We start from the raw sequence: 12,654 nt of genomic DNA, 5'->3' as shown, positions 1-12,654 counted from the left end.
AGCCTTTTCATGCAGATCGTAAGCAGAACCGCCCTCGCACTCACGTTGCTCGCCGGATCTTTCCCGGTGCTGGCGCAGACACACTGGGGAGTGGAAAAGACCATGCACATCGGTGGAACGGGAGGGTGGGATTACCTCACCGTCGATGCACCCAACCATCGCTTGTTTGTTCCGCGCAGCACCCACACTATGGTGATCGATGCCGACTCCGGCAAGACGCTCGGGGATATTCCAGGTCAGAAGAATGCGCATGGTGTTGCCCTTGTTCCCCAGGTCGGTCGCGGATTTATCACGGACGGTGGCGGCGCCATTGTGGTGTTCGATCTGAAGACCTATGGGGTGTTGGGGAAACTTGCGTCCGAACCTGACTCTGATGGCATTATTTACGACCGTGCCAGCGATCTTGTTCTTGCGGTTTCCGGCGATAAGGGTGTGCTGATGACCATCAAGCCAGGAGTCGATCCGGTGAATGGGAAGATTGATCCTCCGATCGAACTTGGCGGCGCACCTGAGTTTCTTGCGGTGGATGGAGCAGGTAAGGCCTATATCAACCTCGAGGACAAGAACCAGGTTGCAGTGGTCGATCTAAAAGCGAGGAAGGTGATTGCGCACTGGCCTGTGGCACCTGGCGGATCTCCAGTGGGCATGTCGATCGACACCAAGGGCAAGCGCCTCTTCATCGGTTGCCGCAAGCCGGCGAAGATGATCGTGATGAGCACGGAGACGGGCAAGGTTCTATCCGATCTTCCGATCGGGGATGGTGTGGATGCGACGAGGGTTTACGGTGGACAAGCCTTTGCGAGCTGCCGCGATGGGTCGCTGACGGTTGTCGGAGAGACAGCAGGGAAATTTGGTGTTGTGCAGACGGTAAAGACAGCTTCAGGGGCGAGAACGATGGATGTCGATGCGATGACGCAGAAAATCTATCTGCCGACGGCGGAGTTTGAGCCACAGGCTCCTGGTGCAACTGGGCGTCCGAAGGCGAAACCGGATAGCTTCACGATTGTTGTTGTGTCTCGTCAGTAGGGGCAGATTTGAGGAATGTCGCAGCCCTCAGAGGCTAAGCCCTTTCCTCAATAAACTCTTGCGGCACGGCTAAAGCCGCGCTCTTAACAAACCGATCAGCGGAACAAGTAGGTCGTGCCTGCGCGCACGACCTACTTGTTTTAGTCTGCTGCGAGTGCGTGGGGATGCGGCACTTTTCAGTCATACCTCAACGGAACGATACAATCGAACACATGATCAAAGGAATGACGCTGGTGCGCGAGGTGGCCTCGGCGGAGGCTCTCGACAGGCTGAATCACCTGCTGCTCTCGTTGGGATTTGAGCAGGGCAAGGGCTGGCAGGACACTGAGGGGCGAGGAACTGCGCTGCTGGCTCCACTGGGAAATCTGGAGTTGATGACGGGGCGTGCGCCTGCGGTCCCTCCGATTTTGATTGAAGTGATGGGACTGGATGCGGTCCATGCGGCGGTGGAGCGGTGGATGCTGGCGAACTATCGCAGTGAAGAGGTCCCGGCGTTGCTGAGCAAACCGGAGCTGACGCACTGGAACAGCCGTTTGTTTACGGTAAAGCTGGAGGATGGGCTTGTGCTGGGGTTCTGGCAGTCGGAGAATCCTTTGCACGGAAAGCCGGTAGCACTTGAGGGTGACCTCTCCTCGAAAGGGATGCGGTTTGCCATTGTGGTGGCACGTTGGAATGCGGTGATCACCGACCGATTGCTGCAGGGATCGTTGGATGCGTTATATCGGAGTGGATCGGCCAAAGCCGATGTAGAGATTGTGAGGGTGCCGGGCGCCTGGGAAGTTCCTTCTGCAGCGCGAACGCTGGCGGAGACAAAGAAGTTCGATGCGATTGTGACGCTGGCTTGCCTGATTCGTGGAGAGACGGCTCACTACGAGGCGATCTATAACGAGGTGTCTCGCGGGATTGGACAGTCGCAGCAGGATACCGGGATTCCACATGCCTTTGGCGTGTTGACATGCGAAACGTTGGAACAGGCGCTGGACCGTGCTGGAATCAAGGCAGGGAATAAAGGATTTGAGGCAGCGATTGCTGCGATCGAGATGGTTTCGATTCAGCGAAAGATTCGCGCAGAAGAGGGCGGGAAGTAATGGGAACACGAAGGAAGTCCCGCGAGCTGGCGATGCAGATGCTGTTCCAGGGCGATTTGGGAAAGCAGAGTCCGGAGCAGGTGGAGAAGGTCTTCTGGAGTTCACGCGATGATGTGGATGAAGATACGAGAGCCTTCGCGGAGGACATCTATCGCGTTGCGATCGCGAAGCAGCCAGAGATCGATAAGTTGATCGAAGCGCACGCGCAAAACTGGCGCCTGGAGCGCATGGCTGTAGTGGATCGCAACCTGATTCGGGCGGCGGTCGCAGAGATGATGGGGAGCCCGAATACCCCGGCAGCGATTGTGATCAATGAGTCGCTGGAAGTAGCGCGGCGGTATGCTGCTCCGGAGAGCGTGCACTTTCTGAACGGAGTGCTGGATGCAATTGCGCGGGACTTGCTGAAGCAGCGGCTAGGGTAGAGCGGTTTTAGTGTCAGGAAATATCTCTAAGATCTAAGGGAAAGAAGAAAGCCCGCTCCGAGGAGCGGGCTTTCTTTTGTTCTATTCGCCAGTTCTTACGAGGTGGCCTTGCGTGGGAACTGGACGATGAGGTCGGGGGTGACGAAGGTCGAAGGATTATCGCTTCCGTTGATATAAAGCGGCAAGTTGGGGGCGATGGCCTTCGAAGGATCGTCGGTCAGGGTCTTGGTGTTGATCAGATGAACCTTGTTGTCGCCTGAGGTCCCGAGGAAGAGAGTCAGGTTATCGGCGCTGATGGTTCCTGCCACAGGAGCGGTGACGCCCTGCAAAGGAATCTGCGTGATAGCTCCGGTCGATGGGGTGTAGGCAGGGAGCGAACCTCCCGAGCCCAGATAGGTGACAAAGGCCACACTGGAGTTGGAGGCTGGAATGACTCCGGTGATGGTGCTGGCGGTGACTCCAAGCGCCTGGCTATTGATGGAATTTCGTTGATTGCCGAAGTAGTTCGGATCCACTGTCTGGGGGCAGGCGTTGATGGGCAACCCACCGGCTTTGAAGGCAATATCCGTTAGGGTGCCGCCGTTGGCGACCGTTGCTCCGAGGATGTGCAGGCCGTCGTTGGTTGCGGCGACGCGATCGGTGGGAACCGAGGCGCTGTCTGCAAGCGGGTAATAGTTATTGGTGACGGTCTGGTTGGTTCCTGTGCCGGAGATGGTGGTGCTGGCGCAGTAGCTACGTGCCGTGGTGGGATTTCCAGCCAGATAAGCACCGACGCTAGGGACAGTGATCGCGAGATCAGAAGCGGCGTTGGGAAGCGTGATCTGGGTCCAGCCGGTGAAGGTGGAGTGAACCAGGAGCTGATTGGTTGGGGTGAACTTCTGAGGATTGGTCGGGTCGCTTGGATCCGGTGTGCCCAGGGTAATGTAGACGGTCTGGTTGTCCTGGGTGAACTCGGCATGGGTTGCGACACCACCATAAGTGGAGTTCGCTCCACCCCCGGTCGAGGCCGTGGAGTAGAGATAGATGATCTGTTTGCGCGGATCCGAGATGATGAGCGAGGAACCGTCCGGAGAGACAGCGAGGACCTGTCCGGCGACGGAGTTGTCTTCCTTGGAGAGGCTGTTTGTCGTGGCGCTGAAGACCATCAGCTCGGTTGGGGTTCCCATGTAGATGGAGGCCCCATCGTTGGAGAGGACCATCGAATTGGGAGCAAAGGGCAGGCGCACCGGGGTGCCAAGCGTGAGGTTCGTGAAGTCCACCGGCAGAATGTAGCGCGACTGTGTGCTGCCCACCCAGATCAGGGAGCTGTTCGTACCGGGTGTCGTGATGTTCACGGGATTCGAGGCGATTGGCTTTCCGTTCCCGAAGAGGCCGATCTCATTATTCGGTGAAGGATTGCAGGAAGGCGGCTGGCAGAGGGCAGTAATTGCTGCGGCCCCAGGGAAGGTTGGAGTGACCGTGCCGCTGGAGGCCACCGGAATTGTGATGGGAGTCGTGGAGACAAAGGTGAGGGCGAGACCAGTCAGGGTGGTTCCATTCTGGTCTTTTGCGACAGCAGAGAGAGGCTGGGGCGTGTTCTGATTGACCGTAGCGCTGGTTACGTTGCCGCTTGTGCTGGGGACGGTCAGCGAGATCGATGTCGGAGCGCAGGTTGAGAAGAAGCCTGCACTGGAACCTGCCTGGGTAAGGTTCGCACTGATAACGGTCGAGCCCGGCTGCTGCGCAGTAGCAATACCGTTTTCGTCGATGGTGGCGATGGCGGTGGACTGAGCGGCAAAGTTAAGGTGGCCGACCTTGCAGGTGATGAAGTTTCCGTCAGCATCAGTGACGCGTGCGACGAGCTGGCGGCTTTGTCCTTGCGAGATGCAGGTCAGACCGTCATAGGGATCAGCCTTGACGGTAGCTTGCTGGGAGAGCGGGCAGCAGTTGGAGGACTGGCCCGTCAGGTCTGGATCGGCAGCACAGGCCGATGAAGGTGTAGGTGCTCCGAGCACCACGCTGGTGGCCTTGGGGTGGATGAAGATCGGGAGCGGGTTGCTGTTGGCTCCGCCGCCGGAGGCGACGACGTAGACTTCTCCGGTCTTGTTGGTGGGATTGCAGGTGGTGTAGTCGGGAATTCCGCCGCCGGTATTGCGGTTCCAGGTTCCGGCGCAGAGTTTTCCTGCATTCGCACCGGAAGGGACGACGTCGGCGATATCCAGAGTGGCTTTCCCGTTGGCGTCGAAGACACCATAGGTATATGAAGAGATGGTGACCGTGGAGCCTTTGCAGTCGATTGCTGTTGGCGAGGAGACCTGACCGATCTGTCCGAAGTTAAGGGAGACGCCATAAATCTTCGGCGTCAGGGCAATACTGACTGCCTGGCCGATGACGGGGCCGGTGTCGCCGTTGCAGAAGGCGATACGAGTGCCTTTCGAGCAGCCCGAGATGGAAATTCCAAATGGAATTGAAAAGAGAAACAAAACTGCCAGAGCAATGAAACGACGCATTAAACCTCCCCGTCCAACCGGGACACAAGTTAGACGGTCTGTACCGCAAACGCTGGATTCCCGAGGCTTCAGTGTAAATGAGGCGAGGGATCAGGGACTAGGGCTGAGGGAGAGGAAAATGCTTCCTTTGAGCCCCTATTGTTGACAGGTTTTAGTCCTTGTCTTTCGGCATCTGGGTTTCGAACCAGTTGAGTGCTCGTTCGAGCACATCCCGACGGTGTTCAGGGTTCCGGAAGGCGTGACCCTCGTTGGGATAGACAACGAGCTGAGTCTTGACTCCCTGAGCACGAAGCGCGTGCGAGAATTCAAAACTTTGTGGAGCGGGGCATTCCCCATCGCGGTCGCCGACGACGACGAGAGTTGGAGTTTTCACCTTCTTAATGAATTCGATAGCAGAAGATTTTGCGTAAACGGCGGGGTCGTCATAGACGGAGGCGCCGAAGAAGGGAATCATCCACTGGTCGATGGAGTTTTCGCCATAGTAGCTCTTCCAGTTGCTGATGCCGGCTCCTGCGACAGCGGCGTGGAATCGGGTGGTCTGGGTGACAGCGAACATGGTCATGAATCCACCGTAGCTCCAGCCGGTAAGCCCCTCGCGGTTCTTGTCGATGGGGAGACGGGCTTCAATGGTATCCATACCGGCGAGGATGTCACGGAGGTCGCCGTAGCCGAAGTCCTTAATATTTGCCTGTGTAAATTTTTCGCCCTGGCCGAAGCTGCCTCGTGGATTGGGCATGAAGACGAAATATCCCAGGGCGGAGAAGGGGACGCCTCCGTAGCCAAGGCCCGGCCAGCGAGGCGTGACGGCAGAAGATGGGCCACCATGCACGCTGACGACTAAGGGGTATTTCTTGGAAGGATCGTAGTTGGAGGGATAGAGTAGCCATCCCTGAACATGAAAGCCTTCATTGGTCCACTCGACATTTTCGGCTTTGCCCCAGAGAGGTTTGAGCCCGTCGTTGAGATGGGTGATCTGCTTGAGATTGGAGATAGGACCGGCCCAGACCTCGGGGGCGTGTTCGTAGGAGCTACGAATAAGCGCGATCTTCTGGTTGTTGGAGGCCGAGACGCTCATGACGAGTCCGCCGGAGCCGATGGACTCAGGCAGGGTGAGATTGACCCTGGAGATGTCAGATCCAGAATTTACATCGATTGCAGTGATATGGCTGGAACCGCCGACGTGCTCGCTGATGCCGAGGACCTCCGGAGTGAGCCAGTGAAGGAAGGCCACGGAGGCGGCGCGGTTGGGAGTAATGTCTTTGGGATCGCCGCCGGTGGAAGGAATGAGGTAGACATCGCCGCCAGTGGAACCCTGATCGGACATTAATCCGCCGATGAAGGCGATCTGGTTGCCGTCAGGAGACCAGCGGGGGACGGCGATCTGAAGGCCGTGGAGTGGGCCGGAGATTTTGGTGGTGTCGAGGATGGACTTGAGATGATCGCCGAAGAGACCTGTTCTCTGCCCTGCACCTGACATCTGTTCGTACAGACGAGCGATGTTTTGCGTATATAGCCTGGCGACCCACCAATTGTTCTCTCCTGGGGGATTCGCGGCAACGAAGGCTATCTTGTCCGACGAAGGCGCCCAGGAGAACTCGTAGACATGCAGGGTGGAGGGAGTGAGCCAGCTTCCGGCTTTTGTGGCGACGTCCACACTATAGACGCGCTGTACTTCGACTCCATCTTCGCCGACGACGCCGGACCAGGGCTTCATAGCGTCAAGCGCACCTGCAGCGCGAGTTGCGTTTTCAACAAAGAGGAAGGCGATGCTCTTGCCATCGGGGGACCAGGCGATATCGTCGATCGTGCCGGTCACATGGGTGAGCTGACGGGACTCGCCGGTCTTTTTTGACCAGAGAAAGATCTGGGGTTGATCGTTGTGTTCGCTTGTACAAGTGGAGGCATAGGCGAGCGATTGGCCATCAGGCGACCAAGCGGGAGAGTCGCTGCCGCAAGAGGCGGTATCGGCAGATGGACGGATAGCCTGATCGCGAGAGGGATCGGAGAGTTCGCTCAGGTGTACCTCATAGTTCTGTCCATTCCGCACCGACCAGGCGACGGTCTTTCCGTCGGGAGAGATGCTGGCCGCGGTGGGGGTATGAGTCTTGGCCAGGGTTTCGAGCAGAGTGCCGATGCGGGAATCGGTGGTTTTGGCGGGACCCTGTGCGGGAAGGAGGCTGGTAAAGGAGAGGGTAAGAATGGAGAGGGTGAAGGGAATTCGAGCGAACTTCATGAAGGCTAGGCTAGCATTTGGGGTGGCCGCCTCGCCCCTTTTCTTGGAATGCCATTGTGAAGAGATGAGTTGGAAATGGGGAAAATGGGGAGTCCCGGATAAATGATTGACCCTTGTTCCAGATATTGCTATTCTCATAGGGTTCCGCTTGTATCCGGAATGCGCTGACGGCAACGAACGCGCATCGGGGCAGAGAACCCAGGTCAATCAGCGAATTTCTTATCCAATGTGCATGGATAGAAGACGTTGGTTTGCGCTATACTGGATACTAGAAAGATAACCACGGGTGCTTCCCCGAGTTTTTGGAGGCAAAGAGCCTGTGGCCCATCGATTACGAACCTGCGACACCCTCCACCTTGGATGGGCTATGCGGGTCGGAACAGCGAAACGGAGTTGAGCAGACCAGTCAGGTGAAAACCTGAGGGTAGAAAGACTCGGCCACCGTCGACTGTTTTCGTCTGGTTGTACAGGTTTTACAGACGCGAAGCAGATTTTCTTCGCTTGTAAGGATGCAATGGCATCCCGGTCTTTGCGCGTGTGGTGCGCGGGCGAGCGAAAACAATCTGCACGTCTGAATTAAAGTTTAGGTTTTGCAACGCTAAGGAGTTCGAGTGCCTACGTTTCATCAGCTCGTCAAGCAGGGCCGCAAGCCCACTCGCTATAAGACTGCCAGCCCTGCATTGCAGGGTTCGCCTCAGCGCCGCGGCGTCTGCACCCGCGTTTACACGCAGACCCCCAAGAAGCCGAACTCGGCGCTGCGTAAGGTCGCGCGTGTTCGTCTGACGAATGGGATTGAGGTTACGACCTATATTCCGGGAATCGGCCACAACCTGCAGGAGCACTCGATTGTGCTGATCCGCGGAGGCCGCGTGAAGGACCTGCCGGGTGTCCGTTACCACGTTGTTCGTGGAACGCTCGACTCGGTTGGCGTGGCAAACCGCAAGCAGAGCCGCTCGAAGTATGGCGCCAAGCGTCCGAAGGCTGCTGCTAAATAAATTGAAGTTTCAGTAACCAAGCCTAGTTCGTGAGAGGTTCACCGCGCTGGGGGAAGAAGAGAGAAAAAGGAATGCCGAGAAAAGGTTATATCGCGAAGCGTGAAGTTGCTCCGGATCCGGTGTACGGGTCGACTCTGGTGACGAAGTTTGTCAACTCGATGATGTGGGGCGGCAAGAAGTCGACTGCTCAAGGGATCTTTTACGAGTCGATGAAGAATCTCGAGCAGAAGGGCGGAGATGAGGCCTTGAAGCTTTTCAAGAAGGCCGTCGAGAATGTGAAGCCTCTGCTTGAAGTGAAGAGCCGCCGTGTTGGTGGCGCGAACTACCAGGTTCCGATCGAAGTGAATCCCGAGCGTCGCACCTCGCTGGCCATCCGTTGGCTGGTGACCTATGGCCGTGCCCGTGGCGAGAAGGGCATGGTCGAGAAGTTGACGGCGGAGCTGCTGGATGCGGCCAACGGCCGTGGTGCGGCGATGAAGAAGAAGGAAGATGTTCACCGCATGGCTGAGGCAAACAAGGCTTTTGCTCATTACCGGTGGTAAGAAGGGCCTTCGGGTTTTTCTGAGATTTTTGTTTCAACGTAGTTTTACCCGCGGGCGAGACCCGCAGATGAGAGATCAATCGTGGCACGCACTACACCTCTAAATCGTTGCCGAAATATCGGGATCATGGCGCACATCGACGCCGGCAAGACGACGACGACCGAGCGCATTCTCTTCTATACGGGCATTACGCACCGTATTGGTGAAGTGCACGAGGGCACTGCGACCATGGACTGGATGGAGCAGGAGCAGGAGCGTGGTATCACGATTACCTCTGCTGCGACCACCTGCACCTGGAAGAATCACCGTATCAACATCATTGATACTCCCGGTCACGTAGACTTTACGGCTGAGGTGGAGCGCTCGCTTCGTGTACTCGATGGTGCGGTTGCCTGTTTCGATGCCGTTGCCGGTGTGCAGCCGCAGTCAGAGACGGTGTGGCGTCAGGCTACGAAGTACAAGGTTCCCCGTATCTGCTTCATCAATAAGATGGACAAGGCGGGTGCTGATGCGGTCTATGCGACCTCGACGATCGTCGATCGTCTGGGCGCGCGTGCCGTGCCGATCAATATCCAGATTGGCGCGGAGTCGAAGTTTGCCGGTGTGGTTGATCTCGTCATCATGAAGGCCATTCTGTGGCACGACGAGACGATGGGCGCGCAGTATTCCGTGGAAGAGATTCCGGCTGATCTGGTGGAGAAGGCTAAAGAGGCCCGCCACTTCCTGATCGAGGCCGTCTCCGAGCATGACGATGACCTGATGCACCTTTACCTCGAGGGGCAGGAACCGACGGTAGAGCAGCTCAAGGCTGGTATCCGCAAGGCGACCATTGGGATGCATATTTTCCCGGTCCTCTGCGGTTCGTCCTTCAAGAACAAGGGTGTGCAGACACTGCTCGATGCTGTGGTGGATTATCTGCCCAGCCCGATCGACATTCCTCCGATTGTTGGTTCCAATCCCGACAATATGGACGAAAAGATCGTTCGCAAGACTGATGATAATGAGCCGCTCGCGGCGCTCGGATTCAAAATTATGACGGATCCGTTCGTGGGCCAGCTGATCTTTATTCGTGTCTATTCGGGCACGTTGAAGACTGGTGACTCGGTTCTGAATCCGCGTACCGGCAAGACGGAGCGTGTCGGCCGCCTGTTGAAGATGCACGCCAATAAGCGTGAAGAGATTACGGAGATTCTCGCTGGCGATATCTGCGCCGCGGTGGGCCTGAAGAATCTGATTACGGGCGACACGATCTGCACGGAGAAGTCTCCTGTGGTTCTGGAGTCGATCGATTTCCCGGCGCCGGTTATCGAGCTCGCGGTTGAGCCGAAGACCAAGGCGGATCAGGAGAAGATGGGGCTGGCGCTGGCCAAGCTGGCGCAGGAAGATCCTACCTTCCGTGTGCACACTGATCCTGACTCGGGTCAGACGATCATCGCCGGCATGGGCGAGCTTCATCTTGAAATCATCGTCGACCGCATGATGCGCGAGTACAAGGTTGAGGCCAACGTCGGTAAGCCGCAGGTAGCTTATCGCGAGACGATCCGCGGCAACGCCGAAGCTGAGGGCAAGTACATCCGTCAGACTGGCGGTTCGGGCAACTATGGCCATGCCAAAATTCGTATCTCGCCCAATGAGCCGGGCAAGGGCTACGAGTTCTCGAACGATATCAAGGGTGGCGTGATCCCGAAGGAGTACATCAAGCCGATCGACCAGGGCATTCAGGATGCGATGACGCGTGGCGTGTTGGCTGGCTACGAGATGGTCGACATCAAGGTTTCACTGTATGACGGAAGCTATCACGACGTCGACTCGAACGAAATGGCATTCAAGATTGCCGGTTCGATGGCCTTCAAGGAAGCTGCCCGCAAGGCGAAGCCTGTACTGCTGGAGCCGGTGATGGATGTCGAAGTTACCGTTCCTGAGGAGTATATGGGTACGATCATCGGCGACCTGAATTCCCGTCGTGGCCGTATCGAGGGTATGGAGATGGTGGGCGGAACCCAGGCGATCCGCGCTGCGGTGCCGCTGTCCACGATGTTCGGTTATGCGACGCACATGCGTTCTTCGACGCAGGGTCGTGCGAACTATTCGATGCAGTTCAAGCAGTACGAAGAGGCGCCGAAGTCGGTCTCTGAAGAGATCATCGCCAAGGTGCAGGGCAAGGAAGCCAAGGTTTAGTTCGTTACTAACGCAGTTTTGAAGAAGTTCAAGAGATACGGAGAGAGCAATGGCGAAGGAGAAATTTGATCGTTCCAAACCGCATGTGAATATTGGGACGATTGGACACATTGATCACGGCAAGACGACGTTGACGGCGGCGATCACGAAGGTGTTGTCGAAGCACAACCCGAAGAACGCGTTCCGTTCGTTCGATACGATTGACAACGCTCCTGAGGAGCGTGAGCGAGGTATCACGATTGCGACGTCGCACGTGGAGTATGAGACGGCGAACCGTCACTATGCTCACGTGGACTGCCCTGGCCACGCCGACTACATCAAGAACATGATTACGGGAGCGGCGCAGATGGACGGCGCGATCCTGGTGGTGGCGGCGACGGACGGTCCGATGCCGCAGACCAAGGAGCACGTTCTGCTGGCCCGTCAGGTCGGTGTACCGTACATCGTGGTGTTCCTGAACAAGTGCGATGCGGTGGAAGATGCGGAGCTGGTAGACCTGGTGGAGATGGAAGTCCGCGAGCTTCTGTCGAAGTACGACTTCCCGGGCGACGATGTTCCTGTGATCCGCGGTTCGGCGCTTGGTGCGTTGAACGGCGAGGCACAGTGGGAGCAGAAGATCGACGAACTGATGCAGGCGGTGGACGACAACGTTCCCAGCCGGACCGCATGGTGGACCTGCCGTTCCTGATGCCGATCGAAGACATCTTCTCGATCTCGGGCCGCGGTACTGTGGTGACGGGCCGTATCGAGCGCGGCAAGGTGAAGGTGGGCGAGGCGGTCCAGATCGTGGGCTTCCGGGACACGCAGAACACGACCGTGACCGGTGTTGAGATGTTCAAGAAGCAGCTGGACGAAGGTCTGGCGGGCGACAACGCGGGTCTCCTTCTGCGCGGAACGGCGAAGGAAGATGTGGAGCGCGGCATGGTGTTGGCCAAGCCGGGTTCGATCACTCCGCACACGCAGTTCAAGGGTGAGGTTTACGTGTTGTCGAAGGAAGAAGGCGGACGTCACACCCCGTTCTTCAATGGCTATCGTCCCCAGTTCTACTTCCGTACGACGGACGTGACGGGTACGGCGAAGCTTCCGGAAGGCACCGAGATGGTGATGCCGGGCGACAACATCCAGCTGGAGATCACACTGCTGACTCCGGTGGCGATGGAGAAGGGCCTGCGCTTCGCGATCCGCGAAGGCGGAAGAACCGTCGGCGCCGGTACCATCTCCGAAATCATCAAGTAGTCTCAGCGCCGCCTGCTTCGGCAGGCGGCGACTCAACAAGTTCTTTGCGTAAAGAAAAGAGAAGAAGACGATGGCAGGACAGAGAATCAGGATTCGCTTAAAGGCTTATGACTACCGCGTGCTCGACACCTCAACGGGCGAGATTGTAGAGACGGCAAAGCGCACGGGTGCGCAGGTGGCGGGGCCGATTCCTTTGCCAACGATGAAGAACAAGTATTGCGTTCTGCGTTCGCCCCACGTCGACAAGAAGTCTCGCGAGGCCTTCGAGATTCGAACGCACAAGCGCCTGATCGACATTCTCGAGCCCACCCAGCAGACGGTGGACGCCCTAATGAAGCTTGATCTTCCGGCTGGCGTAGACGTTGAGATTAAGACGGTTGCAAAGTAAAGAGGCATTCAGCAGAAGAACTGTTTGATTGTTGCGTAACCCTACAGTGCCCGGTGA

Annotated in this window: 9 protein-coding genes and 1 pseudogene; 8 read left to right on the top strand and 2 right to left on the bottom strand. The window is 57.3% G+C overall.

The annotated features are described in order from the left end of the window. Positions 1-9: 9 nt before the first annotated feature. From H7846_RS14995 to nusB, 3 genes are all read left to right on the top strand, one after another. On the top strand, positions 10-1,026 hold the full coding sequence (locus H7846_RS14995; protein ID WP_186693193.1) for a YncE family protein: 1,017 nt from the start codon (positions 10-12) through the stop codon (positions 1,024-1,026). A 212-nt stretch (positions 1,027-1,238) separates the two neighbouring features. Next, entirely contained in the window at positions 1,239-2,114 is an 876-nt protein-coding gene (gene ribH, locus H7846_RS14990; RefSeq protein ID WP_186693191.1) for a 6,7-dimethyl-8-ribityllumazine synthase, read from the top strand. Next, positions 2,114-2,536: a transcription antitermination factor NusB gene (gene nusB, locus H7846_RS14985; RefSeq protein WP_186693190.1), complete on the top strand. Its 423-nt coding sequence runs from the start codon at positions 2,114-2,116 to the stop codon at positions 2,534-2,536. The genes ribH and nusB overlap by 1 nt, the downstream gene beginning before the upstream one ends. Before the next feature lie 95 nt (positions 2,537-2,631). On the opposite strand, the gene H7846_RS14980 is transcribed toward nusB, so the two are convergent. Beyond that, positions 2,632-5,025: a hypothetical protein gene (locus H7846_RS14980; RefSeq protein ID WP_186693188.1), complete on the bottom strand. Its 2,394-nt coding sequence runs from the start codon at positions 5,023-5,025 to the stop codon at positions 2,632-2,634. Between the two features lie 151 nt (positions 5,026-5,176). Then, on the bottom strand, positions 5,177-7,258 hold the full coding sequence (locus tag H7846_RS14975; protein ID WP_186693186.1) for a S9 family peptidase: 2,082 nt from the start codon (positions 7,256-7,258) through the stop codon (positions 5,177-5,179). A 611-nt stretch (positions 7,259-7,869) separates the two neighbouring features. Here H7846_RS14975 and rpsL point away from each other — a divergent pair. The 5 genes and pseudogenes from rpsL to rpsJ all read left to right on the top strand — a co-directional run bounded on the left by rpsL (position 7,870) and on the right by rpsJ (position 12,597). After that, a complete protein-coding gene (rpsL, locus tag H7846_RS14970; RefSeq protein WP_186693184.1) occupies positions 7,870-8,253 on the top strand; it encodes a 30S ribosomal protein S12 in 384 nt (127 codons plus the stop codon). A gap of 71 nt (positions 8,254-8,324) precedes the next feature. Beyond that, on the top strand, positions 8,325-8,795 hold the full coding sequence (gene rpsG / locus H7846_RS14965) for a 30S ribosomal protein S7 (RefSeq protein ID WP_162403574.1): 471 nt from the start codon (positions 8,325-8,327) through the stop codon (positions 8,793-8,795). An 81-nt stretch (positions 8,796-8,876) separates the two neighbouring features. Next, on the top strand, positions 8,877-10,973 hold the full coding sequence (gene fusA / locus H7846_RS14960; RefSeq protein ID WP_186693182.1) for an elongation factor G: 2,097 nt from the start codon (positions 8,877-8,879) through the stop codon (positions 10,971-10,973). A 49-nt stretch (positions 10,974-11,022) separates the two neighbouring features. After that, positions 11,023-12,209 (top strand): annotated as a pseudogene (gene tuf, locus H7846_RS14955) (elongation factor Tu). Positions 12,210-12,279: 70 nt separating this feature from the next. Further along, positions 12,280-12,597 (top strand): 30S ribosomal protein S10, encoded by a 318-nt coding sequence (rpsJ, locus tag H7846_RS14950; RefSeq protein ID WP_186693180.1) that lies wholly within the window; start codon positions 12,280-12,282, stop codon positions 12,595-12,597. The last annotated feature ends 57 nt before the right edge of the window (positions 12,598-12,654 follow it).

Origin of the sequence: Edaphobacter sp. 4G125 (genome assembly GCF_014274685.1) — a bacterium.
Lineage (GTDB): Bacteria > Acidobacteriota > Terriglobia > Terriglobales > Acidobacteriaceae > Edaphobacter.
This window is presented reverse-complemented; position numbering and strand designations above follow the sequence as displayed.

Coding starts and splice junctions, on each gene's coding strand:
- H7846_RS14995 (WP_186693193.1), top strand. CDS start 10: ATGCAGATCGTAAGCAGAACCGCCCTCGCACTCACGTTGCTCGCCGGA.
- ribH (WP_186693191.1), top strand. CDS start 1,239: ATGATCAAAGGAATGACGCTGGTGCGCGAGGTGGCCTCGGCGGAGGCT.
- nusB (WP_186693190.1), top strand. CDS start 2,114: ATGGGAACACGAAGGAAGTCCCGCGAGCTGGCGATGCAGATGCTGTTC.
- H7846_RS14980 (WP_186693188.1), bottom strand. CDS start 5,025: ATGCGTCGTTTCATTGCTCTGGCAGTTTTGTTTCTCTTTTCAATTCCA.
- H7846_RS14975 (WP_186693186.1), bottom strand. CDS start 7,258: ATGAAGTTCGCTCGAATTCCCTTCACCCTCTCCATTCTTACCCTCTCC.
- rpsG (WP_162403574.1), top strand. CDS start 8,325: ATGCCGAGAAAAGGTTATATCGCGAAGCGTGAAGTTGCTCCGGATCCG.
- rpsJ (WP_186693180.1), top strand. CDS start 12,280: ATGGCAGGACAGAGAATCAGGATTCGCTTAAAGGCTTATGACTACCGC.